Consider the following 25,971-nt stretch of genomic DNA (forward strand, 5'->3'; position numbering starts at 1 on the left):
CTCGGAAGTCGCGTTCGGGTGCCGGCCCGTGCGGACCGACACCCGAACACCACTTGCTATTCGCTGGCGATACTAGACGAGGGCACCGCCGAGGTCGTCTCCGGGGCGTCCCCGAAGTCCGGCACCTCGAGGCGTGCGCCACCCTGCAGGGCCGACTGGTGGGCGATGATGCCGGGCAGCGTGAAGCGAGCGGCGGTCCAGGCGTTCACCGGCGGCAGGGTCCGGTCGACGACGGCGCGGACGAAGTCGTCGGCCAGGAACTGGTGCGAGCCCTCGTGCCCGGTCGGCACGCCGGCGTACTCGGCGGGCAGGCGGTCGGTGTCGTGCACCTCGGCGTACCCGGACACGAACGCGTCGCGCAGCGAGGGGTCGACGCCGGCGAGACGCGGGTCGTCGAGGTCCATCGTCGCCTGCGTGTTGATCTTGTCGCTGATGTCGTGCGAGTCCTCCTTGTCCTGCCAGACGCTGGTCTTCGCGAGCTGCTCGAAGCTGGCTTCGGTGCCGAAGTAGCGGAAGCGGGACTCGCGGATGTGCGACGGGTAGCCGACACGGCGCATCTCGTTGATGCGCATGACGCCGCCGTTGTCGAGCTCGAACAGGGCGGTGGCGTTCGAGAAGTCGTTGTCGAACTGGCTGACGTCCTTGTCGAAGACGCCGTCGCCCCGGTCGTCCTTGACGCCGATGCAGCTGACGCTGACCGCGTGTCCGGGGATGGCGCCGAGGACGCCGCCGACCGAGTGGGTCGGGTACAGCATGGGCGGGTAGCTGGCGGTGCGCTTCCAGTCCTCGCCACCGCTGAACTGGTACGCGGCGTAGAACCCGAGGTCCATGTCGTGCACGTAGTCGCCCTCGGAGTAGAAGACCCGGCCGAAGGCGCCGTCGGCGACCTGCTTGCGGGCGAACACCGTCGCGGGGTTGTAGTAGCTCGTCTCGCCCATCATGTAGGTGAGCCCGGTCTCGCGGACGGCCTCGATGATGTCGCGGATCTCGTCGACCGAGATCGCCATCGGCACCGCCGAGTAGACGTGCTTGCCGGCGCGGAGCGCCTTGACGACGAGCGGACCGTGCGTCCAGCGCTGCGTGAAGATCGCGACGGCGTCGACGTCCGAGGCGAGCACGGCGTCGAAGTCGGCGAACGTGCCGTCGAGGTGCTGCGACTCGACGAGCTCCGACGCGCGGTCGTCGACGAGGTCGGCCACGAAGACGCGGTCGACGTCCGGGTGGAGCTTGAACAGCTTGGCGAACTGGGGGGCGAACTGGCCCGCGCCGACCATTCCGACAGAGATCATCAGTGACCTTTCCAGGGTGAGGGATGCGTCGCCGGGCAGGTCGCGCCGATGCGATCGACCGCCATCCTGACACGATTGTCTACACGTGACAACCCCGGATTCGGAGCGTGAAAGAGCCTCTTGCCACCCGGTGTCACCACGTGTAGATTCCCGGCTCACGGACTGCTGCACGTCAGTCCACCGCAGACGAAGGAGTCGCGATGGCCACCGAGAGCCCTGTGTCGTCACCCTTGACGACCGCCAGCACGAGACGGAGGAGTCGGGCAGCCGACCTCCCGCTCGCCAGCACCACCGTCCCACGCCGCCGCCGTCCCCGGAACGACCTGTGGCTCGCGCTGCTGTTCATCGCGCCGGCCGCGATCGGCTTCGTGGTGTTCCTCGCCTGGCCGACCGTGCGGGGCATCTACCTGAGCTTCACGTCCTACAACCTCCTCACCGAGCCGGAGTTCACCGGGCTGCAGAACTACGCGCGGCTCGTGCAGGACTCGATCTTCTGGCACTCGATGGTCGTCACGATCGAGTACGTGCTCATCAACATCGTCATCCAGACGGTCGTCGCACTGTTCATCGCCGTGATGATGCACCGCCTGACGAAGTCGACCTTCGTGCGCGGCATCGTCCTGGCGCCCTACCTGGTGTCGAACGTCGTCGCGGCGCTGGTCTGGCTGTGGATCCTCGACACCCAGCTCGGCATCGGCAACGAGATGCTCGCGGCCCTCGGCCTGGACCGCATCCCGTTCCTGCAGAGCGACGTCTGGGGCATCCCGTCGATCGCGCTCATCAACGTGTGGCGGCACGTCGGCTACACGGCGCTCCTGATCTTCGCCGGCCTGCAGTCGCTGCCCGAGACGGTCTACGAAGCCGGCCGCATCGACGGTGCGAGCGAGTGGAAGATGTTCTGGCGCATCACGGTGCCGCTGCTCCGCCCGATCCTGTCGCTGGTGCTCATCATCACGGTGATCGGGTCGTTCCAGGTGTTCGACACCGTCGCCGTCACCACGCAGGGCGGCCCGGCGAACGCCACGAACGTCGTGCAGAACTACATCTACAACCTGGCGTTCGGCCGGTTCCAGTTCGGCTACGCGTCCGCGGTCTCGGTCGCGCTCCTCATCGTCCTCAGCATCATCACGATCATCCAGTACCGCCTCACCCGCTCGGGTGAGTCGGACCTGGACTGAACGGAGCGCCGCACCATGACCACGACCCTCACCCGTTCCGTCACCACGAAGCGTCCGCCCCGACCCGGAGCCGGCCACCGCCGTCGTCCGTCGGTCGGCCGCGTCCTCGCCTGGGTCGCGATGATCATCGTCATCGTCGTCACCCTGTTCCCGTTCTACTGGATCCTGCGCACCGCCCTGTCGTCGAACGGTGCGATCAACTCCGACCCCACGTCGCTGCTGCCCGTCGGGTTCAGCCTGGGTGGGTTCGAGCGGGTCCTCGGCCTGCAGTCCACCGAGGAGGCCCTCGCCCAGGGTGGCTCCGGCGCTGCCCTGAACTTCTGGCGGTACCTGCTCAACTCGGTGATCGTGTCGACGCTCGTGACGGTCGGCCAGGTGTTCTTCTCGGCCGCTGCCGCGTACGCCTTCGCCCGACTGCGCTGGCCCGGACGCGACAAGGTCTTCGGGGTGTTCCTCGCCGGCCTGATGGTGCCCGCGATCTTCACGCTGCTGCCGAACTTCACGCTCATCAAGCAGCTCGGGCTCGTCGACAACCTGCTCGGCATCGCGTTGCCGACGATGTTCATGACCCCGTTCGCGGTGTTCTTCCTGCGGCAGTTCTTCCTCGGCATCTCGAAGGAGGTCGAGGAGGCCGCGCTGATCGACGGCGCGGGCAAGGTCCGGGTGTTCTTCCGGCTCGTCATCCCGATGGCCGCTGCACCGATCGCGACGCTCGCCGTGCTGACGTACATCACGAGCTGGAACGACTACTTCTGGCCGCTCATGGTGTCGTACACGGACAGCTCGCGGGTGCTCACCGTCGCACTCGGCGTCTTCAAGTCGCAGTCCCCGCAGTCCGGCACCGACTGGGCCGGGCTGATGTCCGCGACCCTCGTGGCGGCGCTCCCGATGATCGTGCTGTTCGGCGTCTTCGCCAAGCGGATCGTCAACTCCATCGGCTTCTCCGGGATCAAGTAGCCCCGGCTCGGACAGGACCACACCATGACGAACAACCTCTCCCGCCGCGCACTGTTCGCGGGCGGCGCTTCAGCCCTCGCCCTCGGTGCGCTCGCCGCCTGCTCGTCCCCGAGCCGGGGGACCGCCTCGAAGAGCGGCGCCCGCACCGTGAGCTACTGGCTCTGGGACTCCAACCAGCTGCCCGCCTACCAGCAGGTCGCGAAGGCCTTCCACCGCGAGAACCCCGACATCACGGTGCAGATCACCCAGCTCGGGTGGGCGGACTACTGGACCAAGCTGACGGCCGGGTTCATCGCCGGCACCGCGCCGGACGTCTTCACCGACCACCTGACGAAGTTCCCGCAGTTCTCCGACCTCGACGTGCTCTACAAGCTCGACGAGCTCGACGCGACGAAGTCCATCAGCGACGACGACTACCAGTCCGGCCTCGCCGAGCTGTGGAAGGGCCAGGACGGCCACCGCTACGGCTCGCCGAAGGACTGGGACACCATCGGGATGTTCTACGACCGGAAGGCGATGCAGAAGGCCGGCGTCTCCGACGACGAGCTCGCCACGCTCGAGTGGAACCCCGAAGACGGCGGCTCGTTCGAACGGATGCTCGCGCACCTGACCATCGACTCCAAGGGTCGGCGGGGTGACGAGCCCGGCTTCGACAAGGAGAACGTCGAGGTCTACGGCATCTCGTCGAACGGGTCCGGCGGCGACGGCTTCGGCCAGACGCAGTGGTCGCCCTTCACCGGGTCGACCGACTGGTTCTACACGAACGAGAACCCGTGGGGCGACAAGTTCCGCTACGACGAGAAGACCGTGCAGGACACCCTCGCCTGGTACTACCGCCTGGCCGACAAGGGCTACATGGCGAAGTACGGCGTCTTCTCGACGACGACCGGTCCCGACGTGCAGCTCGGCGCGGGCAAGTGTGCGCTGTCGTTCAACGGTTCGTGGATGATCGGCACGTACCTGAACATGAAGGACCTCGACATCGCCGTCGCCCCGACGCCGATCGGGCCGACGGGCAAGCGGGCGTCGATGTTCAACGGGCTCGGCGACTCGATCACGAAGCAGGCGAAGGACCCGGAGGCGGCGGCGAAGTGGGTCGCGTTCCTCGGCAGCGACACCGCCCAGGAGATCGTCGGCCGCGCAGGCGTCGTGTTCCCGGCCCGTCCCGCCGGTACCGAGGCGGCGGTCGCGTCGTTCCGGAAGCGCGGGCTGGACGTGTCGGCGTTCACCCGGCAGGTCGAGGAGAAGACCACGTTCCTGTTCCCCGTCACCCGCAACCCGGCGGACGTGCAGGCGCTGCTGCAGCCGGCCTTTGATAACGTCTACGCGAACGGCAAGCCGATCTCGACGTTGACCGGCATCAACGAGCAGGTCAACAACCTGCTGGCGCTCACCTGAGCGCGCGGGTCGCCTGACGCGGTCTGACGCGACCACCCCTCGGTCTGGGCCCACGCCGCCGGTTCCGGCGCGACGCGCCAGCGGCGTGTCGGCCGTGTCGGTGGGGAGAGGCACGGGGCACGCCCGCCCCGCGCCTCCAGACCGTCAGACTGGTCACGTGGAACGACGTGAGCAGATCCTGGTGGCCGCTGCGGAGGAGTTCGACCGCGTCGGCTTCGCCGCCGCAACGATCGCGGCCATCGCCCGCGGGGCGGGCGTCTCGCAGGGGGCGCTGCACTTCCACTTCCCGACCAAGCTGGCCCTCGCGCTCGGTGTGATCGACGAGCAGAACGTCCGGACCTTCGACGTCGTGAGCCACACCGAGCAGTCACCAGCAGCTGCCCTGGTCGGCGCCTCGCGAGCCATCGCGGACCTGCTGCGGACCGACCCGATCGTGCGGGCGGGCATCCGGTTGTCACTGGAGCGCGGCGAGTTCCACGCGGCCACGGTCAGCTTCTACGAGCAGTGGATCGGCGGGATCGTCGACGTGTTCCGGCTGGCGATCGCGAGCGGCGAGCTCCGCACCGACCTGACCGCGGAACAGCTCGGCGCCACCGTCGTGCCGTACTTCACGGGCGTGCAACTGGTGTCCGACGTCCGCACCGGGCGGGCCGATCTGTTCCCCGCGGTCGCGACGATGTGGCGGGTGGTCCTGACGGCCACGGCGGACCCGGCGCACCGCGACCGGCTGCTCGGGGTCGTCGACGAGGCGTTCAGCGGTCGTGGAGTTCGCGGTCGCGGAACCACTTGAGCAGCCACGCCGCGCTCGTGCGGTCGAAGGACCGCGGGAAGTCCGTCTCGCCGGACAGGAACGGACTGAAGCCCGGCTCCGCGTGGACGTCCGCGTCGTCGAGCGAGCGGTAGGCCATCGACCAGCCGTCGAAGCGTCGTCGCTCGATGTCCTCGCGGATGAGCGACTTCACCTCGCCATGCCGCGGATCACGGCTGATCGCAGCGAACCGGTCGTCGACGCTCCACGCGGGGCCCTCGAGCAACTGCATGAAGCGGCCGCCCTTCACGACGAGCAGCCCGGAGACGCCGAGCGCCTCGTTGCGGAGCCGTGAGCCGTCCAGCAGCGTCGCGAGGTCGCCGTCGTCGAAGGGGACGACGGCACGACTCATGTAGACGATGGAGACGAGCACGGGTCCATCTTCGTGTGACGGGCCCGATTGCGCGAAACGGATGTCCGCAGAACGCCCCGGGGCTCAGTCGGCGGGGAGCTCGTGGGCCGTGACGTCCTCGTTGCGCTTCTTCCGCCACGGACGCGCGGGGGTGTTCGGGCCGTCCCAGACCAGGATCGCGCCCCACGCGGCGGCCAACAGCGGCACCGAGATGATGGCACCGGTGATGCCCGCCAGGACGGTGCCCGCGGTCAGGCCGATCAGGATGACCAGGCCGTGCAGCTTCAGGGTGCGTCCCATCAGCACCGGCTGGAGCAGGTTGCCCTCGAGCTGGTTCACCAGGATCACGATCCCGACGACGATGAGCGCCTGGACGGGACCGAGTGCGACGAGCGCCACCAGCGCGGCCAGGATGCCGGCTGCCGTCGCACCGACGATCGGGATGAAGGCCGTGATGAACACGACGACGGCCAGGGGGAGTGCCAGCGGGACGCCGACGATCGCGATGCCGACACCGATGCCGATGGCGTCGACGGCGGCGACCGTGGCGGTACCGCGGACGTACCCGCCGAGGGTCGAGACCACGCGGTCGCCCACCCGGCGTGCACGGTCGTAGCGCTCACCGGTGAACGGGCGGAGCAGGAACTCCCAGATGCTCGGGCCGTCCTTGAGGAAGAAGAACAGCACCACGATCATCAGCACGAGGCCGGTCAGGAAGTTCGCGGTGGCCGAGGCGCCGGCCAGGGCGCCGGAGCCGAACTGCGCACTCGTGATGAAGTCGGTGACGGACGCCACAGCGTCGTCGACCTGCTTGTCCGAGATCGAGATGGGCAGGTTCTTCGCGAAGTCCTGCAACTGCTGGAACCCGTCGACGGCCGACTTCTGCAACTGCGACCACTGGTTCTCGACGGCGACAACGATGAGCCACCCGATGAGCCCGAGCACCGCGAGGACGCCGATGAGCACCGCGAGGGTCGCGAGGACCGACGGCACCTTGTGCTTGCGCAACCAGGACACGATCGGGTGCATGGCCGAGGCGATGATGAGCGCGAGGAGCACCGGGATGGTGACGACGCTCAGCACGCTGCCGGCGTAGACGACGCCGGCGATGACCACGACGACGATGATCACCTGCAGGCACCGCGTGGCGAGACGACCCGTCGAGTCGGACCACGCCGCCTGGATCTTCGAGGGGGTGGTCGGCTGGGGGCTGTCGCGGAAGAACGGCATGGGATCGACCGTACTGATCCGCGGGGCGGCGCGCCCGGACCCGCGCCCGGCGTCGCGGATCAGGTGGAGACGGTCCGCCGGACGTCGACGTCGTGGGAGTCCCGTGCGGCGGGCGCGACGACGAAGGCGGCGACGAGCAGCACGAGGGGCACCAGCATCGCCGCCTGCAGCCCGAGGTGCTCGCCGACGAAGCCGAGCAGGGGCGGTCCGACCAGGAACGCGATGTAGCCGGCGGTCGCGACGACCGACACCCGGCGGTCCCCGTCGGTCGGGTGGTCACCCGCTGCCGAGATCGCGAGCGGGAACCCGAGCGCGATGCCGAGCCCCCAGACGGCGGCGGCGATCGCCGTGACGACCGGACTCGGCGAGACGACCACGAGCAGGACCCCGATCCCGCCGACCGCGGCGCAGAGCCGGACGACCGGGCCCCGCCCGAGCCGCGTGACGAGCGGGGTGCCGGCCGACCGGCCGATGAGCATGGCGAGCGCGAACCCGGTGAAGACCAGCGAGCCGACCGCTTCCGGAGCGTCGTGGTCGGTCGTCATGAGGAGCGGGAGCCAGTCGCTGGCGGCGCCCTCGGCGAAGGCCATCGCGAGCGTGATCACCGCGATGAGCGCGAGCTGCACGGTGATGACGGAGCGGCGGGTTGCCGTGGTGACGCGGGACGTGCCTGTGGCGTCCTCGGCGTCGGCCCCGTCCGTCTGCGCCGTCGCACGCGGCAGCGGCTGCAGGTTGAGCGCCGCGAACGCCGCGAGCGCTGCCATCACCGCAGCCCCCACGATCAGGTGCAAGAGCACCGGTGTCCGAGCAGCCGTCATCGCGATGCCGACGACCCCGCCGACGACGGTCCCCAGGCTGAAGCAGGCGTGCAGCACCGGCACCACCGGGTGGCCGATGCGCCGCTCGACCGCGGCGGCCTCGACGTTCAGCCCGATCTCGGCGACCCCCGACCCGAACCCGATCAGGAACAGCCCCGCCCAGACACCCGCCGGCACCTGTGCCGGGGCGAGCAGGGCGACGAGGACCATCCCCACCACGGGCAGCGCGCCACCGAGCAGGATCAAGGGTCGTGTCCCGAGCCGTCGGACGAGCGCACCGGCGCCGAGGATCCCGATCATCGACCCGATCGACAGCCCGAGGAGCACGAGCCCCATCGCCTCGATCGACGCCCCGAGTTCGTCGCGGATGGCGGGCGTCCTGGTCACCCACGTGGCGATGCCGAAGCCGGTCATCGTCGACGTGGCGAACAGGGCCCCTCGAGGGTGCCGGGTCATGTGACCATCTGATCGGTCCGCCGACGGCCCGTCAAGGGTGCGGTCGTCAGCGGAGCATGCCGAGGGCGCGGGCCTCGGAGACCGCGGCCGTGCGCGAGGACACCCCGAGCTTCGAGAACACGTGCACCAGGTGCGACTTCACGGTGGCGTCGCTGATGTGCAGGCGCGCGGCGACGGCGCCGTTCGACGCCCCCTCGGCGACGAGGCGCAGCACCTCGAGCTCCCGCGCCGACAGGCTCACCGACGGGGCGCGCATCCGCGCCATGAGCCGACCCGCGATCGTCGGCGCGAGGGCACTCTGTCCGGACGCGGCGGCGCGGACGGCCGCGACGAGTTCGTGCGGGGGCGCGTCCTTGAGCAGGTACCCGCTCGCGCCGGCCTCGACCGCACCGAGGATGTCCCCGTCGGAGTCGTAGTTCGTCAGCACGAGCACGTACGGCGCGGCGTCGAGCGCGCGGATCCGTCGCGTCGCGTCCGCCCCGGTGAGGTCCTGCCCGAACTGCAGGTCCATGAGCACGAGTTCCGGCGAGAGCCGGGCGGCGAGGTCCACGGCTTCGTCCGGGGTGGACGCCTCACCCGCGACGACGATGCCGTCCGTGCCGTCGAGGAGTGCTCGGAGCCCGGCGCGGACCACCGGGTGGTCGTCGGCGATGAGGATGCGGATCACCGGACCTCCAGGATCGCGACGAGCGTCGTCCCGCGGCCAGGGGCCGAGTCGACCTCGAGCCGGCCGCCGAACTGCTCGACGCGCTCTTCGGTGGCACGCAACCCGAACGAGTCCGTCGTGCCCGACCGGTCGTGGACGGCGACCGGGTCGAAACCGACGCCGTCGTCCGCGATGGTGAGCCGGGCCTCCTGACCGTCCACGGTGAGTGACAGTCGGACGTGGGTGGCCGCGGCGTGCTGCACCACGTTGGCGACGGCGCCCTGGGCGATGCGGAGCAGCGCGGTCTGGACGTCCATCGGCAACGAGGCCTCCGCGACGTCGACCGTGACGTCGAGGCCGTCGCGCGACCACTGGGAGCCGGCCAACCGTTCCAGCGCTGCCCCGAGTCCGCGTTCGAGCGCCGGTGGTGCGAGTTCGCGGATGAACCGCCGGGTGTCGGCGAGGCCCTCGGCAGCGGTCTCACGGGCGAGCCGGATGTGCTCCGTCCCCGGACGCTCCCCGTCCGCGCGTTCGGCCGCATGCAGCAGCATCTGGATGCTCGACAACCCCTGCGCGACGGTGTCGTGGATCTCACGGGCCAACCGGGCCCGCTCGGCGAGGACGCCCTGCTCGCGTTCGGTGACGGCCAACCGGTCGCGCGTGGCGAGGAGCTCGGCGACCAGGGCCTCGCGTTCGACCGCCTCGCGCGCGAGCGCCCGGTACCCCAGTCCGATGAGCAGTGCGACGCCCGCTCCGACGAGCGGACCGACCACACCACCGACGGTGAAGCCGCCGTGCAGTCCGAGGGCGACGACGGCGACCAGGGTCGCAGTGATGACGGCCACCGGTCCGACGATGCGCGGCAGGACGTGCAGGTACAGGAAGAAGAGCGGGAAGACGAGGTAGGCGGCCTCGGGGACGCCGACGAGCAGGGCGATCCAGACGAGGGTCAGGGCGATGAGCCAGACCGCACCGGCGACCGTCCGACGGCGGCCGTCGCCGCGCGCGACGACCGCCCCGAGCAGGTACACGCCCGCGAACACCGCAGCCAGGGCCAACCGCACCCACGTGCCGGCGCCACCGTCCACGAGCACCCGCACGACGACCAGGGCGAGCAGCGCGGCCGACAGCACGTGCAGGCCGGTCCGCAGACCGACGAAGACCGGGGTGAGGGTGCTGTGCGCCATGTGCTCCCCAGCGTACGGAGGCGTCGGCCGGTGGGGATCAACCGAAAGTTCGATCGGAGGACCGAACCCTCCGGCGATGCCGGGTGGGAGCACCGCGGCGAGGCTGGGAGTCGTGGTCGCGGAAGGTCTGCGACCCGGGAAGGGAACACCGTGTTCGTCGCTTGGCACGATCTCCGGTTCGCCCGTGGCCGGTTCGTCCTCATCGGCTCCGTCGTGGCACTCATCACCCTGCTCGTCGGGTTCCTCGCCGGGCTCACCGGCGGCCTCGCGTCGCAGAACGTCTCCGCGGTGCTCGACCTGCCCGGCGACCGCCTGGTCCTGCAGCAGCCGTCCACCGGGCAGCCGTCGTTCGGCGACTCCACCATCGGGCAGCGGGCCGTGGACGGCTGGCAGGCGGCCCCCGGGGTCGACGACGTGGTGCCGGTGGGCATCGTCCAGGGCCGGGCGACGGCACCGGGCGCGGGGTCCGGCGCTGCGGGGTCGGGCGCTGCGGGGTCGGGTGCTGCGGCGTCGGGCGCGGCCGTCGGCGTCGCGCTGGTCGGGCTGCCGACGGGAGCACGGTCGACCCCCGTCACCGATCTCGCACCCGGTCGCGACGACCAGGTCGGGCTGTCGTCCGGTGCTGCGGCCGACCTCGGCGTGCAGGTCGGCGACCGCATCACCGTCACCGGGACGGACTACCGCGTCGCCGTCGTCGGCGGTGACGCCTGGTACAGCCACACACCGGTGCTCGCCATGACCCCGGAAGCGTGGGCCGCGGCCGACCGGCGACTCGGCGGCGACGGCGCGCCGACCGTCCTGGCCGTCAGCGGCAGCCCGGACTGGGACGCTGTCGCAGCGTCCACCGGCACGTCCGCCGCGTCGCCGCTCGGGTCGCTGACCGCCCTCGAGACCTTCCGGTCCGAGATCGGGTCGCTCGGCCTGATGATCGTCATGCTCTTCGGGGTGTCCGCGCTCGTCGTCGGGGCGTTCTTCACGGTCTGGACCATGCAGCGAGCCGGCGACGTCGCCGTGCTCAAGGCCCTCGGCGCGAGCACCGGATCACTCGTCCGCGATGCGCTCGGACAGGCGCTCGTCGTGCTCGTCCTGGGGATCGGCGTCGGGATGCTGGCCGTCGTCGGACTCGGCGCGCTCGCCGGCGGTGCACTGCCGTTCCTGCTCAGCCCGGTCACCACCGTCGTGCCGGCCGCCGCGATGGCCGTCCTCGGACTCGCCGGCGCCGCCGTCGCGCTCCGCACCGTCACCTCCGCCGACCCCCTCACCGCACTCGGGAGCAACCGATGATCACCCTCGACGACGTCACCCTGACCTTCCCCGACGGCGACCGGCGGATCACCGCGGTCGACCACGTGTCCCTCGTCGCCCGGCCCGGCGTCGTGACCGGCATCACCGGCCCCTCCGGATCGGGCAAGTCGTCGCTGCTCGCGGTCGCCGCGACGCTCATCCGGCCGGACTCCGGTCGTGTGCTCATCGGCGACGTCGACGCGGCCGCGCTGTCCCGGGACGAAGCCACCGCCCTGCGGCGTGCGCACATCGGGATCGTGTTCCAGCAGTCGAACCTGCTGCCGTCGCTGACCGCACGGGAGCAGGTGCTCGTGATGGCGCACCTCGGCGGCCGGCACCCCGCCGGAGGTCGTCGCGCGGGAGGGCTCCGGGACCGGGCCGACGACCTGCTGGACGCCGTGGGGCTGTCCGACCACCTGGACAAGCGGCCGGCGCAGCTGTCCGGCGGGCAGCGGCAGCGCGTCGCGATCGCCCGGGCACTCGTGCACGAACCCGACGTCCTGCTCGTGGACGAACCGACGAGTGCGCTGGACCAGGAGCGCGGCGCGGCGATCATGGAGCTCATCGCCAAACTGACGCGCGAGCGGGACACCGCGACGATGCTGGTCACCCACGACCTGGTGCACCGCGGGACCCTCGACGAACTCGTCACGGTGGTGGACGGTCGGCTGGCCGGGGCGCCGGTGATCGCCGCCTAGGATCGGGCACATGGCGACCGTCCTCCTCGTCCGACACGGACGCACCACCGCGAACGCCACGGGCGTGCTCGCCGGACGAACCGCCGGCGTGCGACTCGACGCCGTCGGCCGGAAGCAGGCCGACCGCACCGCGGAGCGCATCGCGGCCGTGCCGGTCGTCGCCGTCGTGTCGAGTCCGCTCGAGCGATGCCGGCAGACGGCGAGGGCGATCCTCGAGCGACAGCCGGGCGACCCCGCGTCGGCCATCGAGCGGGCGATCACCGAGGCGGACTACGGCGAGTGGCAAGGGCGGAAGCTCGCCGACCTGGCGAAGGAGCCGCTGTGGCGGACGGTGCAGGCGAACCCGAGCGCCGTGGTGTTCCCCGGCGGCGAGTCCATGCAGACCATGCAGTCCCGGGCGGTGTCGGCCGTCCGGCGCATCGACGCCGAGGTCGAAGCGGAGCACGGGCCCGGAGCGGTCTGGGTCGCGGTGAGCCACGGCGACATCATCAAGTCCGTCCTGGCCGACGCGTTCGGCATGCACCTCGACCTGTTCCAACGCATCGGCGTCGGGCCCGCGTCGGTGTCGGTCGTGCGGTACGGCGAGCACCGGCCCGAGGTGGTCGCGACGAACACCGAGTCCGGCGATCTGTCGTGGCTCGCGACCGCTCCGGCGCCCAGCGGGGACGCAGCGGTCGGCGGCGGAGCCGGACATCCGGAGGCCCCGTCCGAGGCAGGCCCTGCCAGACCCTGAACGGGCGCAGGCCCGCACTCCTACAATGCGGGTATGCCCTCCATCGTCCACGGCTTCGACTGGCCGGACCGCCTCGTCGTCGGCACCATCGGCCGTCCGGGCGAGCGCGCCTTCTACCTGCAGGCCCGCTCCGGCAAGCGCGTCACGAGCGTCGCCCTCGAGAAGGAGCAGACCGCCGTGCTCGCCGAGAAGATCGACGAGCTGCTGGACGAGGTCGCCACGGTCGAGGCGAACCGCTTCAGCGTGCCGGACACCGCCCCCGTCGAGCTCCGCGACCCGGAGCCGCTCGACCAGCCGGTGGAGCCCGAGTTCCGGGCCGGTGCCCTGAGCCTGGGCTTCGACCCGTCGACGGCGCAGGTGGTCATCGAGGCGTACCCGATCGACGACGACGTCGAGATCGTGTCCGAGGAGAGCGAGGACGGCCTCGAGATCGAGGCGGTCGTCGAGATCCCCGAACCCGACGAGCTCTTCCAGGTCAAGATCCCGGTCGGCACCGCTCGCGCGTTCGTCGAGCGCACCCGCGAGATCGTCGCCGCCGGCCGTCCGCCCGGCGACGCATGAGCGACGGCTCACTGAGCATCACGGCGCGGATCCGCGAGGCCTCGAACGCGACCTTCCTGGCCGAGCTGGACGGCGAGGCGGTCGTCTACAAGCCGATCGAGGGGGAACGCCCGCTCTGGGACTTCCCGGACGGCACGCTCGCCGGCCGCGAGGTCGCGGCCCACCTGGTGTCCGAGGCGTTCGGCTGGGGCATCGTGCCACCGACGTGGCTCGGTGACGGCCCGTTCGGCCCCGGCATGGTGCAGCGCTGGCAGACGATCGACCCGGACCAGGACGCCGTCGACCTCGTCACCCCCGAGGCCGCCGAGGCGGACGGTTCGCCGTGGCTGCCCGTGCTCGAGGCGATCGACGAGCACGACCAGCCGGTGACGCTCGTGCACGAGGACTCCGAGGCGTTGCGCCGCATGGCCGTCTTCGACGTCGTGGTGAACAACGCCGACCGCAAGGGCGGGCACGTGCTGGCGATGCCCGACGGACACCGGTTCGGTGTCGACCACGGGCTGGCCTTCCACGTCGAGCACAAGCTCCGCACGGTGCTGTGGGGCTGGATCGGCGAGCCGCTCGGACCGGACGAACTCGAGGGGCTCGACCGGGTGTCGGAAGCGCTCCGCGGTGCCCTGGGTGACGAACTCGCCGAACACCTGACGCCGGAAGAGGTCGACACGGTGCGCGCGCGGTGTGCGGCGCTGCGGGCCGTCGGCATCTTCCCGCCACCGCCGGGGCACGGCCCCGCGGTGCCGTGGCCCTTGTTCTGACGCACCCGTCGTGAGCCGGCGCCCCGGCCCGGCCTGCCGTGGCGACCCCGGCCGGCCGTGGACATCCCGGTCCGGGACGGTGGGGCCCGTCGGGTCCGGACCCCACCGACCGGTCCGCGTCCGTGATCCGTGGACGCGGAGACCCGTGGCGTCCGGTGGCGTGCGCCGTTGCACTCCGGGACCCCGCGGGAGTCGACCGGTCGAGAACGGATCAGGTGCACTCGGCCGACCGCTTCCGGCGCGCCGACGAGGTCAGCGCGGGAAGAACGATCACGGCGGCCGGGGTCTGGGGCAACTGTGGTGGCGCTCAGCATACGACTGCGGAACCCCGCGCAACAGCCCCTGTCGGGATCGACTCGGCGGCTAGTCGAACAACGACTGCCCGCCGCGGCGCGACCCCAGGTACGACCCCACGACGGCGACACCGAGGTCGTCGTTCTCCGGAGCGACGACCGAGCCGTCCACCCGCTTCGCCATCGCGTCGATGAACCGTGCGAGCCCCGGGTCGTCGCCGAGGCGGAAGAACGTCGTCTGGGCGCCGAGCCGACCGGCGTTCTCGAGCTCCCGAACGGTCAGTGCGATCGTCACGGGGTCCGGCGGGTAGTCGAACCACACCTGTCCGTTCGGCTCGAGGTGCGACGTCGGTTCCCCGTCGGTGACGATGAGCAGCACGGGTTGGGCGGTCGGGTGCCTCCGGAAGTGCCGGTTGGCGAGGAGCAGCGCGTGGTGCAGGTTCGTGCCCTTGTCCCACATGGCGTCGAGACCCACGAGCTGCTCGATGTCCACGACCTCGGCCTCGCGTCCGAACGCGATCAGTTGCAGGTCGTCGCCGCGGAACCGCGTCGAGACGAGCGTGTGCAGCGCCAGGGCCGTGCGCTTCATCGGCACCCAGCGGTCCTCCATCGCCATCGAGAACGACGTGTCGACGAGCAGCGCCACGCAGGCCTGTGTGCGGGACTCGGTCTCCTGCACCTCGACGTCGTCGATGGTCAGGCGGACGCCGGGGCCGACCCGCCCGTCGGCCGCGGTCCGGGTCAGCGCGTTCGTGATCGACCGGGTGACGTCCCACGGCTCGGTGTCGCCGTACGCCCACTGCCGGGTCGCGCCCGAGGGTTCGCCGGCCGCGCCGGACTGCCGGATGTCGCGGGCACCCTGTCGGCCGGACATCCGCTCGGCGACGTCACGGAGCAGGCTCTTGCCGAGCTGCCGCATGGCCTTCGGGGTGAGCCGGAGCTGCCCGTCCGCTCCGCGGCGCATCGCCCCGGAGTTCCGCAGGGCCTTCTCGAGCTGCTGCAGGGTCCTGGCGTCCACGGCGGCCTCGGCACCGAGCTGCCGGGTCAGGGCGTCGAGGTCCAGGTCGTCGAGCTCGGAACCGGGGCCGGACTGGGCGAGTTGGTCCGCGAGGGCGTCGAGGTCGGCGATGTCATGGAAGACCCCGGTCCCGTCGCCGAGCCCGAGCCCCTGGTCGCCCTCCATGCGCTCGGATCCGCCCCAGTCCTCACCGGGGCGCAGGGACCGCAGGTTGCCGTCGAGCTGGGACAGCTGCCCCATCAGGTCGGGGGAGCCGAAGGCCTGCTGGGCGAGGGCGTCGAGTTCGTCGCGCTGCTCCTCGGTCATCGAGTTCCGCATCCGCTGGGCGGCGGCGGCCCGTGCCGCGAGGTCGTCGAGCAGCTCGTCGACGTTCGCGGGGTTCGACGGGAAGTACTCGCCATGCTCCGCCATGAACGCGTCGAACTGCTCCTGCGAGTCGGTGCCGGCGCGGTGGTCCTCGAGCAGCTGGTTGAGGTCCTGCATCATCGCGCTGACCGCGGCGCGGTCTTCGTCCGTGGCGCCCTCGAGCGCCTGCTTCATGCCCGCGAAGCGCTGGTCGAGCACCTCGCGACCGAGCAGGTCCTTGATCTCGTCGTACTTCTGCCGGGCCTCACGGCTCGTCCAGTCGTACCCGCCGAGCTCCTGCACCGCGGCGGCCGGCGACGGGGACAGGCTGTCGAGCTGCATCTCGGCCAGGGCGCGGTCGCCGTCGTCGAGCTCGACGTTGCGGGCGAGTTCGCCGCGTTCGGCGCGGAGCGCCTGGTCGAGCAGCTCGCGGACCTGCTGCAGGGTGCCGTCGAGGTTGTTCTTCGCGGTGAGTTCGCGGCGCCGTTCCGCGACCTTGCGCGCGAGGTCGTCGAGTCCGCGCTGCGTCCGGCCGCCACGGCGCAGGAACTCCCGCATCGCGCGCTCCGGTGAGGTGCCGGCCATCACGTCCTGCCCGATGGCGTCGAGCGCTTCGGCGAGGTCGGCGGGCGGCGCGAGCGGATCCGGTCCGTCGGTGTACGCCCCGTACCGGGTGTCCCGCGTCAGTCGTCGGTTCTGCCTAGCCATAGACGGCTTCGCCCCCGCCGGACTCCTTGCTGATGCGGCGGGCGAGGAAGAGCCCCTCGAGCGCGAGTTCGATCGCACCCGCGCGCTCGCCGTCGTTCGTGGCACCGAGACGCTCGCACACCTGGTCGTACAGGTCGGACTCGCCGATCGACGGCAGCCCCTCGAGGAACGCCCGCGCCCCGACCTGTTCGCCCGTCGTCACCATCGTCCCGCCGTCGAGCGCCTCGACGAGCACCCCGAAGTCGAGTCCGCGGAACCGGGCACGCACCGTCTCGGCCGTGGCGGTCCGCAGCAGGTGCTCGAGGACCTCGTCCGCGCGGTCCTCTTCGCCGTTCTCGAACTCGATCTTGCCGCCGAGCACGTCGACCGCCGTCTCGAGGTCGATCGGTCGCGCGACGGCCTCCGGCTCGCCCTGGCGTGCTGCACGGTGCACGGCCGCCGCGGCGACCGTCTCGGCGCCGGCGATCGCGAACCGGGCGCTGACACCGCTGCGCTGGTCGACCGCGCTCGATCCGCGCAGGGCACGGGTGAAGCGGGCGAGGATCTCGACGATCGCGTCCGGCACCTCGGCGGTGAGCTGCGCCTCCTGCCGGATGACCGCGATCTCGTCCTCGAGTTCGATCGGGTAATGGGTCCGGATCTCCGCGCCGAAGCGGTCCTTCAGCGGCGTGATGATCCGGCCGCGGTTCGTGTAGTCCTCCGGGTTCGCGCTGGCCACCACGAGCACGTCGAGGGGGAGTCGGAGCACGTAGCCACGGATCTGGACGTCGCGTTCCTCCATCACGTTGAGCATCGCCACCTGGATGCGTTCGGCGAGGTCGGGCAGCTCGTTGATCGCGACGATGCCGCGGTGGCCCCGGGGGACGAGTCCGAAGTGGATGGTCTCCGGGTCGCCCAGGCTGCGCCCCTCGGCGACCTTCATCGGGTCGACGTCGCCGATCAGGTCGGCGACGCTCGTGTCCGGCGTCGCGAGCTTCTCGACGTAGCGGTCGTCGCGGTGCCGCCACGAGATCGGCAGGGCGTCGCCGAGGTCGTCGGCTCGGCGGGCGCTCGCGGTGGTGATGGGCTCGTAGGGGTGCTCGCCGAGCTCGGAGCCGGTGATCACCGGGGTCCACTCGTCGAGCAGGCCCTGCAGGGTGCGGAGCAGGCGGGTCTTGCCCTGGCCGCGCTCACCGAGCAGGACGACGTCGTGTCCGGCGATGAGGGCACGTTCGAGTTGCGGGATCACGGTCGTCTCGAAGCCGTGCAGGCCGGGCCAGGGGTCGTCTCCCGCGCGCAGCGCGGTGAGCAGGTTGTCGCGGATCTCGGCGCGGACCGTCTTCTGGACGTGGCCAGAAGTGCGGAGCTCGCCGACCGTGCGGATGTCGGGTCGGGTCACGTTCTGGACGTTACGCCGTCGCGGACGGGAGGCACGGTGCCAGCTGGCACCGCGCCTCCCGTCCGCTTGTGGGTTTCCATAGCAACCGCAATGATTGAGGCTCCGGCATCGGAGCCGGATTCGATAGGGGGATCCGGCTCCGAGCCGGCCCCGTCGTACCGAATGTGAACCATCTCGCCGATCTCGGCGTAGGTTCCCCTCTCGTGAGCAGCACGAACGGGGCGATCAAGAGCCTGGTCCCCGCCAGGATGGACAGACTGCCGTGGACGAGGTTCCACTGGAGTGTCGTCGTCGGACTCGGGGTCTCCTGGATCCTGGACGGTCTGGAGATCCAGATCGTCTCCAACGCCGGCTTCCAGGCCGACCTGAACCTGTCGACGCAACAGGTGACCTCCCTCGGCACGATCTACCTGGTCGGCCAGGTGGTCGGAGCGCTGGTGTTCGGGCGCATGTCCGACCGGCTCGGGCGGCGCAAGCTCTTCATCCTGACGCTCGCGATCTACCTGATCGGCTCGGGCGTCGCCGGTCTCGCCCAGGACTTCTGGTTCCTGGCCGCGTTCCGGTTCGTCGCCGGTCTCGGCATCGGCGGCGAGTACGCGGCGATCAACTCGGCGATCGACGAACTGATCCCCGCGAAGTACCGCGGCCACGTCGACATCGCCATCAACGGCACCTACTGGGGCGGCGCCGCGCTCGGCGCCTTCGCGAACATCTACCTGCTCGACACAGCCAACTTCTCGGAGAGCATCGGCTGGCGCATCGGCTTCTTCCTCGGCCCCGTGCTCGGCATCGCGATCATCTTCCTGCGGCGGCACATCCCCGAGAGTCCGCGCTGGCTCATGACCCACGGGCGCGAGGAAGAGGCCGAAGCGACCGTCACCCAGATCGAGGAGGCGGTCGAGAAGTCCACGGGCAAGCGGCTGCCGGACGTCGACGAGTCGAAGGCCATGACCGTCACGCCGACCGACCGCGTCGGGTTCCTGACCATCGCGCGCGTGCTGCTCAAGCAGTACCCGACGCGCACCCTGGTCGGTGCGTCGATGATGATCACGCAGGCGTTCCTCTACAACGCGATCTTCTTCACCTACGCGCTCGTCCTGACGAACTTCTTCGGCCTGAAGACCGCGCAGACGTCGATCTACTTCTTCCCGTTCGCGATCGGGAACCTGCTCGGACCGATCATCCTCGGTCGGTTCTTCGACACGTGGGGCCGTCGGCAGATGATCTTCCTGACGTACCTGGTGTCGGGGCTCGTCCTGGCGACCTCGGCGTTCCTGTTCCGCGCCGACGCGATCTCCGCGACGGTGCAGGTGGCCTTCTGGTGCGTGTCGTTCTTCTTCGCGTCCGCCGGTGCCTCGAGCGCGTACCTGACGGTCAGCGAGATCTTCCCCCTCGAGCTGCGGTCGCAGGCCATCTCGTACTTCTTCGCGCTCGCGCAGATCTTCGGTGCGGTCGCACCGCTGATCTACGGTGCCTTCATCGGGGACGGGTCCTCGCGTGAACCGCTCTTCTGGGGGTACCTGCTCGGGTCCGCGGTGATGATCGGCGGTGGGGTGATAGCCCTGGTCTTCGGGGTCGATGCCGCACGGAAGGGGCTCGAGGACGTCACCCAGCCCCTGTCCGTCCTGACCGGGGACGCGGAACAGCAGCGGCGCTGAACAGCAACGGCGGCCATGCAACATTCTGTATTCAGAGTGTTTAGCACGGCCGTCGTCGTGGTGTCACGGTGCTGGCATGGCACTCCTCCACAGCGCGACACCCACCACGACGATCCACGACGGTGCCGGTGCGGTCGGCCAGGGTGACCGCCGTGCGTGAGGCTGGCGCGATGGAGCAGTCACCGATGCGTGTCGGCCGGGGCGACCGCGACCCCCACGGCCTCCGGCGCAGTCTGTTGCGCGACGCGGTCTTCCTCCGCCTGCTCGACAGCGTGCTGCGCGGCGAGTACCGCCGCGGGCAGCGCCTGCGCCTCGACACCATCGCCGAGGACATGCGGGTCTCCCGCACGCCGGTGCGCGAAGCCCTCGTCTCCCTCGAGTCCCATCAGCTCGTCACCGTGCAGCGGTACGTCGGCGTGGTGATCACGCAGTGGTCCGTCGGGCAGATGACCGAGCGCCTGCGCATCGCCCGGGCGCTGGTCGTCGACCCGCCGGTGAGCGGCACGGGCCACGACGACCGCTTCGACCCGGCCTGGCTCCGCGAGTGCTGGACCGAAGCCGGGGCCTTCGTCGAACTCGCCGCGTGGTTCCTCCGGCGGCGCGGCGCCTCGGTCAGCGCCGACTGGATGCTGTCGCAGCGCACCGTGCTCGACACGTTCTTCACCGACGACATCGCACTGGCCAACGGGATCGACGCCGTGGTCGACCGGGCGCGGCGACTCGACCTCGTCGACCAGGCCGTGCGGGCAGCGGAGCGTGACGCGCTCGACGACTGCGCCGTGGTGCTGCTCGAGCTCGCGGCGGCGCTCATCGCCCTGCCGGACCGGTTCCGGGTGGCCGTGGCCTCCTGAGCCGTCCCGGCTGCGGGTTCGTACAGGTCGGCGCCACGGCGCACGGATCCGGGGGTCGACGGTGGCCCGGTGGCCTCGCTCCGACGTCGTTCGCACTGGATCGCCAGGGACCTCCGTGGCAGCCTTGACCGGTTGCCACCCCGGCGCGTCCACCGACGACAGGAGAGCCCGTGAACGACGTCCGCGATCGCTCCCACCGTCTCAACCGAGCCGACGGGATCGCACGGCACGGACGTCTCCGTCGGTCCGGTCCCTTCCGGACCGTCGCTGCGCTGGTCGCGAGCGTCGCCGCAGTCGCGCTCGTCAGCACCGCCTCGGTCGCCGCGATCGCCGCGAAGCAGGTGACCGACGACCTCGGTGACGGCGTGCAGATCGAGGGGCAGCCCGCGCCGCGGTCGAACGGCACCAAGGCCCCGTCGCTCAGCGCGTACAAGGGCGGCTTCAACATGCTCGTCGTCGGGACGGACAACGACCCGGACCAGTCCGCGGAGTTCGGGGAGCGCGATGCCACGCTCAACGACGTCAACATCCTGCTCCACGTGTCGGCCGACCACACCAACGCGACCGCGGTGAGCATCCCCCGTGACCTCGTCACCCCGATCCCCGCGTGCAAGAAGACCGACGGCTCCGGGACCGCGTCGGCCATGGCTGCGCAGCCGATCAACACCTCGTTCAGCGACGGCGGGCTGAACTGCGTGACCCAGACCGTGCAGGGGCTCACCGGCCTGGACATCCAGTACTCGGCCGCGGTCTCGTTCAACGGCGTCATCGAGATGTCGAACGCGATCGGAGGTGTGCCGGTCTGCGTGGCGCAGCCGATCGAGGACCCCTACACCGGGCTCGACCTGCCCGCCGGCACCTCGACCCTGCAGGGCGACGAAGCCCTCGCGTTCCTCCGGACCCGGCACGGCGTCGGTGACGGCTCCGACCTCGGCCGGATCTCGAGCCAGCAGGTGTTCCTGTCGTCGCTGCTCCGGACCGTGAAGTCGAACGACACCCTCACGTCGCCGACCACCCTGTACAAGCTGGCCCGCGCCGCGGCGTCGAACATGCAGCTGTCCCAGAGCCTGAACGACATCGGGACGATGGTGCAGATGGGTCGGGCGCTGCAGGACCTCCCGCTGTCGCAGGTGAACTTCGTGCAGTACCCGGGCACGACCGGCGGCACCGGTGTCTACGAGGGCAAGGTCCAGCCGACGACGTACCTGGCCGACCAGCTGTTCGCGAAGATCAAGGCGGACCAGTCGTTCTCCCTGGGGGAGGACAGCACGGGCATCGGGTCCGAGGCGAACGCGGCGCCGTCGGCAGCGGCCTCGGCGCCGGCTGCTGCGGCGCCGTCGGCTCCGGCGTCCGCACCCGCGGCTGCTGCGCCGTCGTCGCCTGCCGCCGCTGCTCCGACGGCATCCGCGACGCCGGAGACCATCGACGGGCTCGAGGGGCAGTCCGCCGACCAGGAGACCTGCTCCAAGGCCTTCGGCTACTGACCCGGCGGCTCTGGCTCTGGCTCGCCGGGCCCCCGCCCCGCTCGTCCCGCCCCGCGTCTCGCGAAAGCGACAGTCTGCCGCCGAACATCCGCGGCACACTGTCGTGCTGACGGCACAGACCGCGGGCCGTGCCGGCACACTGTCGCTTTCGCGTACTGGTCGGACGCCGTGCCCGGACGCAGAAACGGGGGCGCGGTGGTGGACCGCGCCCCCGGAAGCCGCTCCCCGAGCGGGCGCCAGACAACCGGGCGCGCCGGGCCCGGCTCGGAGAGCGACGTCGGTGCTGTGTCGCGACTACGGGGACGAGCCCCGGAATGTGATCGCCGCGTCTCGATGATGCTATTCACCGGGGTACGTCGGGACAACCCCGAGGTGTCCCCACTTCGGGGGACCCGCGTTCTGCGACCGTGCCACGCGCGGGGTGCGGTCGGGTCGAGAGTGGCCCGGTCCTCCTGTATGGTGGTCGGAGCGCTCGCGAGAGTGCTTGGAGACGTCGCATAGTCCGGCCGAGTGCACCACCCTGCTAAGGTGGAGTCCCCTTTAGGGGACCGAGGGTTCAAATCCCTCCGTCTCCGCACTCCATGAAACCCCGGTCCGATCGGACCGGGGTTTCGTCGTCCCTGCGCCCCACTGGATCAGCCGCGCTTCCTGGTGTTCACATTTGGCGAGTGTTCAATTAAAGTGAACACGGCGGACTATTGAACGGTGGTGTCCATGGACGAGGTCCTCGCAAGCATCGGAGAATGTCTCGGCGAGTACGGGTTGGGGCTGACCGCGCGCGGCGGTCCCGACGGTGCGGGTCTGAGCGTGTGGGACGCCGAGTTGATCCGACTCGACGGACAGTGGCGGAAACCGATGACCGCCGCGTTCCTGCCTGCGATGACCTTGGGGTCGTACGACCGGGTGTCCTGGCCGTCGGACCGTCCTCGAGATCGGCTGATCCTCGGCCACCGCATGACTCCGCGGAGTGCGGCGCAGTTCCGTGCCCTGGGGGTCAGCTACGTCGACAGCGCAGGGAATGCCTTCGTCCAGGATCCGACGCTGCTGATCGACGTCCGGGGGAAGGTGCCGGTCGCGTCGGGCCGCGGAGGACCCGAGGAGGTGGGCCTCGTCAACTTGTTCAGCACGAAGCGGGCGCAGGTGCTGTTCGCGCTCCTGAGCTGGCCGGCCCTGACGGAGATGTCGACGCGCACGGTGGCGAGGTGCGCGGGAGTGTCCGTCGGGCTCGTCAGCGAGGTGCTCGAGCAGCTCAAGGCGACCGATCGGGCACCCTCCGACCTCGTTCCCGGTGGACGCTCACGAGACGCACTGATCGACCAGTGGACGGCGGCGTTCCCCACGGGGTTGGGCGCCGAGCGGCGAACACGACGATTCGAGAGCGGAGACCTCGACGTCCGGCCGGTCCCCGGCGTCGAGATGATGGTGAGCGGTGAGGCGGCGACCTCGTGGGTGCGTCACCAGACGGTTTCCCTGTGGGTCCGCCCCTGGCAGCCCGCGATCGCGTTCGCCAACAGGTGGCGAACCGGACGGGGATCGAACGTCGCCGTGCGTGACATGTTCTGGCTTGCGCCCGTGCCGAGACCCGGCGGGATCCGAGCGGCACCGCCGCTGCTCGTCTACGCCGAGCTGATGGCTGCGGGCGATGGTCGCGCGCGTGAAGCCGCGGGGCGCTTGCGTCAGGAGACGGACCTCGTCGATGCATGAGGCCGATCGGCTGGTGGTGGTCAACCACGTCGTCAGTGACCTCGTTGATCGCCGTGGCGTCGATCCGGACCGGTTGATGATCGTCGGTTCGGAAGCACGAGACCATCTGCACCACACCGTCTTCAGTCGGAAGGATCCACTCCGGGGGACGCAAGACGTCGACGTCGCCATCGCCACGGACGACTGGGCGACGTACGAGACGGTCGTCGACGAGTACCCGGCGACCGGAGCCAACGGCGTACGGTTCGTCGTCGCGAACGTCGAGGTGGACTTCATGCCGTTCGGCGGCGTCGAGGACCCGGACGGTGTCGTCGAGCCAGCGGCTCGCCGTGAGCACATGAGCGTGTACGGCATCGCGGACGTGTTCCGTTCGGCACCGTCGGTGGTGCTTCCGAGTGGTGTGGAGGTGCGGTTCCCGACGGCCGAGGGCTACACGCTGTTGAAGCTGCGCGCCTGGGTGGATCGGGCGCACTACAACGACAAGGACTCCGAAGACCTCGCGATCGCTGTCGATTGGTACTGCGGCGACGCCGCGATCCGAAACTCGCTCTGGGACGAGGTCGATGAGGCGGTGTTCGAGGCGCATTCCCACGACACCGACCTCATCGCGACCTGGTTGCTCGGAACGCGCGCCGCAGCCGTTGTCGGTCCGGAGCGGGCGCGAGAGCTCGCAGTTTTGCTCGAGCGGACCCCGGTGAGACCGCGTCGTTTCACGTTCTCACCACTCTCGTCGATGCGGAACGACGAACGGGTACGTCGGATCGAGGCACTCACGGAGGGTTTCCTCCGCGGCGCCGACCGCTGAAGCGACGGGTGACCGTCAGGCCGTCGCGACGCTCCCTGTCGAGGTCAGCTCGCCGGCCCCGCGCGAACGCCCACGCCGCACGGCACCCATGGCGACGAGCGTCAGGGCCACGGCGGCCAGGGTGATCCCGGCGCCCGCCCAGATCGGCGAGGTGTAGCCGAGCCCGGCGGCGATGGTGAGCCCACCGATCCAGGCACCGAGCGCGTTGCCGAGGTTGAACGCCGCGATGTTCGCCCCGCTCGCCAGGGTCGGCGCGTGGTCCGCGTACTGCATCACGCGCGTCTGCAGGGCCGGCACGGTCGCGAACCCGAAGGCGCCCATGAGCACGAGGGCGATGACGGTCAGCACGGGCGAGGTCGCGACGAGGGCGAACAGCCCGAGCACCACGGTGAGGGCGACGAGCACGACGAGCAGGGTCCGGTCGATCGAGCGTGCGGCGAGCTTGCCGCCGACGAAGTTCCCGACGAACAGCCCGAGGCCGAACACCACGAGCAGCCACGGCACCGCCGAGGACGGGAAGCCGGACACCGAGGTCAGCGTGTACGCGATGTAGGTGAACGCCCCGAACATCCCGCCGTAGCCGAGCACGGTCATGCCGAGCGACAGCCACACCTGGCCGGAGCGGAAGACCCCGAGCTCGCGGGCCAGTGACGGGGTCTCGGTCTGGCGGACGGCGGGGACGAGCACGAGGACGCCGACCAGGGCGACGACACCGATCGCGACGATGGCCCAGAAGGTCGAACGCCAGCCGAGCGCCTGGCCGAGGAACGTGCCGAACGGCACCCCGAGCACGTTCGACGCCGTCAGTCCCGTGAACATCAGGGCGACCGCGGAGGCACGCTTCGACCGTTCGACCATGTTCGCGGCAACGACGGAGCCGATGCCGAAGAACGCTCCGTGGCAGAGTGCCGCGATGACGCGTCCGGACATCATGACCTCGTAGGTCGGTGCGATCGCCGACAGCGTGTTGCCGATGATGAACAGCACGAGCAGCCCGAGCAGGACGGGTTTGCGGGGGAGTCGGGTGGTGGCGGCGGTCAGGCCGAGGGCGCCGACGATGACGGCGAGTGCGTAGCCGGTGACGAGCCAGCCGGCCGTGGTTTCGGTGACGCCGTAGTCGGCGGCGACCTCGGGCAGCAGGCCGGTGATGACGAACTCGGTCAGTCCGATGCCGAATCCGCCGAGTGCGAGGGCGATGAGTCCCGCGGGCATGGGGGGTCCTTCCGTTGTGCGGTGGCGCTGTGCCGCGTACGCTGGTTGTTGCAGACGCGCGGTATCGATAGTTGCACACGCGGGGTATCAGCGCAAGCAACTGCACGCGCCCGCAACGACCGCGGCGACCGACCGCAGCGACCGACCGCGCAGCCGACCAGAAGG

The 25,971-nt window shown here is 70.5% G+C and carries 23 protein-coding genes and 1 tRNA gene; 15 read left to right on the plus strand and 9 right to left on the minus strand.

Going from position 1 to position 25,971, the window contains the following annotated elements:
• Positions 1 to 56: 56 nt before the first annotated feature.
• A complete protein-coding gene (locus EDF53_RS01055) occupies positions 57 to 1,289 on the minus strand; it encodes a Gfo/Idh/MocA family protein (RefSeq protein WP_395872969.1) in 1,233 nt (410 codons plus the stop codon).
• A gap of 230 nt (positions 1,290 to 1,519) precedes the next feature.
• On the opposite strand from EDF53_RS01055, the gene EDF53_RS01060 reads away from it, so the two are divergent.
• The 4 genes from EDF53_RS01060 to EDF53_RS01075 all read left to right on the plus strand — a co-directional run bounded on the left by EDF53_RS01060 (position 1,520) and on the right by EDF53_RS01075 (position 5,612).
• On the plus strand, positions 1,520 to 2,467 hold the full coding sequence (locus EDF53_RS01060; RefSeq protein ID WP_123292300.1) for a carbohydrate ABC transporter permease: 948 nt from the start codon (positions 1,520 to 1,522) through the stop codon (positions 2,465 to 2,467).
• A 15-nt stretch (positions 2,468 to 2,482) separates the two neighbouring features.
• Entirely contained in the window at positions 2,483 to 3,424 is a 942-nt protein-coding gene (locus tag EDF53_RS01065) for a carbohydrate ABC transporter permease (RefSeq protein ID WP_123291849.1), read from the plus strand.
• Between the two features lie 24 nt (positions 3,425 to 3,448).
• Positions 3,449 to 4,822 (plus strand): sugar ABC transporter substrate-binding protein, encoded by a 1,374-nt coding sequence (locus EDF53_RS01070; RefSeq protein ID WP_123291850.1) that lies wholly within the window; start codon positions 3,449 to 3,451, stop codon positions 4,820 to 4,822.
• A gap of 157 nt (positions 4,823 to 4,979) precedes the next feature.
• Positions 4,980 to 5,612, plus strand: coding sequence for a ScbR family autoregulator-binding transcription factor (locus EDF53_RS01075; RefSeq protein WP_134194579.1), 633 nt, complete (start codon positions 4,980 to 4,982; stop codon positions 5,610 to 5,612).
• On the opposite strand, the gene EDF53_RS01080 is transcribed toward EDF53_RS01075, so the two are convergent.
• From EDF53_RS01080 to EDF53_RS01100, 5 genes are all read right to left on the minus strand, one after another.
• The gene (locus EDF53_RS01080) at positions 5,575 to 6,003 is read right to left on the minus strand and encodes a BLUF domain-containing protein (protein ID WP_111084665.1); all 429 of its coding nucleotides are present in this window, start codon (positions 6,001 to 6,003) and stop codon (positions 5,575 to 5,577) included. The two genes, EDF53_RS01075 and EDF53_RS01080, sit on opposite strands and share 38 nt — an antisense overlap.
• Before the next feature lie 63 nt (positions 6,004 to 6,066).
• Complete coding sequence (locus tag EDF53_RS01085) at positions 6,067 to 7,212, minus strand: AI-2E family transporter (protein WP_123291852.1); 1,146 nt, start codon at positions 7,210 to 7,212, stop codon at positions 6,067 to 6,069.
• A 59-nt stretch (positions 7,213 to 7,271) separates the two neighbouring features.
• Positions 7,272 to 8,486 (minus strand): MFS transporter, encoded by a 1,215-nt coding sequence (locus EDF53_RS01090; protein WP_123291853.1) that lies wholly within the window; start codon positions 8,484 to 8,486, stop codon positions 7,272 to 7,274.
• A gap of 46 nt (positions 8,487 to 8,532) precedes the next feature.
• Positions 8,533 to 9,153, minus strand: a complete 621-nt coding sequence (locus tag EDF53_RS01095) for a response regulator transcription factor (protein WP_123291854.1) — start codon at positions 9,151 to 9,153, stop codon at positions 8,533 to 8,535.
• Positions 9,150 to 10,319, minus strand: a complete 1,170-nt coding sequence (locus EDF53_RS01100) for a sensor histidine kinase (RefSeq protein ID WP_123291855.1) — start codon at positions 10,317 to 10,319, stop codon at positions 9,150 to 9,152. Before EDF53_RS01100 ends, EDF53_RS01095 begins: the two co-directional genes overlap by 4 nt.
• A gap of 150 nt (positions 10,320 to 10,469) precedes the next feature.
• Between EDF53_RS01100 and EDF53_RS01105 the strand changes: the two genes are divergently transcribed.
• Genes EDF53_RS01105 through EDF53_RS01125 form a run of 5 tightly spaced genes read left to right on the plus strand, consistent with a single transcriptional unit; the run spans position 10,470 to position 14,350 of the window.
• A complete protein-coding gene (locus tag EDF53_RS01105; RefSeq protein WP_123291856.1) occupies positions 10,470 to 11,603 on the plus strand; it encodes an ABC transporter permease in 1,134 nt (377 codons plus the stop codon).
• A complete protein-coding gene (locus EDF53_RS01110) occupies positions 11,600 to 12,301 on the plus strand; it encodes an ABC transporter ATP-binding protein (RefSeq protein WP_123291857.1) in 702 nt (233 codons plus the stop codon). Before EDF53_RS01105 ends, EDF53_RS01110 begins: the two co-directional genes overlap by 4 nt.
• Positions 12,302 to 12,311: 10 nt before the next feature.
• Positions 12,312 to 13,034 (plus strand): MSMEG_4193 family putative phosphomutase, encoded by a 723-nt coding sequence (locus tag EDF53_RS01115; RefSeq protein WP_123291858.1) that lies wholly within the window; start codon positions 12,312 to 12,314, stop codon positions 13,032 to 13,034.
• A 33-nt stretch (positions 13,035 to 13,067) separates the two neighbouring features.
• Positions 13,068 to 13,595: a DUF3090 domain-containing protein gene (locus EDF53_RS01120; RefSeq protein WP_123291859.1), complete on the plus strand. Its 528-nt coding sequence runs from the start codon at positions 13,068 to 13,070 to the stop codon at positions 13,593 to 13,595.
• Positions 13,592 to 14,350, plus strand: a complete 759-nt coding sequence (locus tag EDF53_RS01125) for an SCO1664 family protein (protein WP_123291860.1) — start codon at positions 13,592 to 13,594, stop codon at positions 14,348 to 14,350. The genes EDF53_RS01120 and EDF53_RS01125 overlap by 4 nt, the downstream gene beginning before the upstream one ends.
• Positions 14,351 to 14,713: 363 nt before the next feature.
• Here the strand turns inward: EDF53_RS01125 and EDF53_RS01130 are convergent, their stop codons facing one another.
• Both EDF53_RS01130 and EDF53_RS01135 read right to left on the minus strand, forming a co-directional pair.
• On the minus strand, positions 14,714 to 16,714 hold the full coding sequence (locus EDF53_RS01130; protein WP_123291861.1) for a VWA domain-containing protein: 2,001 nt from the start codon (positions 16,712 to 16,714) through the stop codon (positions 14,714 to 14,716).
• Positions 16,707 to 18,092, minus strand: coding sequence for an AAA family ATPase (locus tag EDF53_RS01135; RefSeq protein ID WP_123291862.1), 1,386 nt, complete (start codon positions 18,090 to 18,092; stop codon positions 16,707 to 16,709). Before EDF53_RS01135 ends, EDF53_RS01130 begins: the two co-directional genes overlap by 8 nt.
• A 203-nt stretch (positions 18,093 to 18,295) precedes the next feature.
• On the opposite strand from EDF53_RS01135, the gene EDF53_RS01140 reads away from it, so the two are divergent.
• The 6 genes from EDF53_RS01140 to EDF53_RS01165 all read left to right on the plus strand — a co-directional run bounded on the left by EDF53_RS01140 (position 18,296) and on the right by EDF53_RS01165 (position 24,594).
• Positions 18,296 to 19,750 (plus strand): MFS transporter, encoded by a 1,455-nt coding sequence (locus tag EDF53_RS01140; protein WP_311316827.1) that lies wholly within the window; start codon positions 18,296 to 18,298, stop codon positions 19,748 to 19,750.
• Positions 19,751 to 19,920: 170 nt separating this feature from the next.
• Positions 19,921 to 20,601, plus strand: coding sequence for a GntR family transcriptional regulator (locus EDF53_RS01145; RefSeq protein WP_123938362.1), 681 nt, complete (start codon positions 19,921 to 19,923; stop codon positions 20,599 to 20,601).
• Positions 20,602 to 20,771: 170 nt separating this feature from the next.
• Positions 20,772 to 22,085, plus strand: coding sequence for an LCP family protein (locus tag EDF53_RS01150; protein WP_123291864.1), 1,314 nt, complete (start codon positions 20,772 to 20,774; stop codon positions 22,083 to 22,085).
• 486 nt (positions 22,086 to 22,571) lie between these two features.
• Positions 22,572 to 22,660 (plus strand) — tRNA-Ser (locus tag EDF53_RS01155).
• 139 nt (positions 22,661 to 22,799) lie between these two features.
• Positions 22,800 to 23,789: a type IV toxin-antitoxin system AbiEi family antitoxin gene (locus tag EDF53_RS01160; RefSeq protein WP_123291865.1), complete on the plus strand. Its 990-nt coding sequence runs from the start codon at positions 22,800 to 22,802 to the stop codon at positions 23,787 to 23,789.
• On the plus strand, positions 23,782 to 24,594 hold the full coding sequence (locus tag EDF53_RS01165) for a hypothetical protein (protein WP_148058240.1): 813 nt from the start codon (positions 23,782 to 23,784) through the stop codon (positions 24,592 to 24,594). Before EDF53_RS01160 ends, EDF53_RS01165 begins: the two co-directional genes overlap by 8 nt.
• A 15-nt stretch (positions 24,595 to 24,609) precedes the next feature.
• Here the strand turns inward: EDF53_RS01165 and EDF53_RS01170 are convergent, their stop codons facing one another.
• Positions 24,610 to 25,806, minus strand: coding sequence for an MFS transporter (locus EDF53_RS01170; protein ID WP_123291867.1), 1,197 nt, complete (start codon positions 25,804 to 25,806; stop codon positions 24,610 to 24,612).
• Between the last annotated feature and the right edge of the window lie 165 nt (positions 25,807 to 25,971).

This window comes from Curtobacterium sp. PhB78 (assembly GCF_003751685.1).
In the GTDB taxonomy this organism is placed as follows: domain Bacteria; phylum Actinomycetota; class Actinomycetes; order Actinomycetales; family Microbacteriaceae; genus Curtobacterium.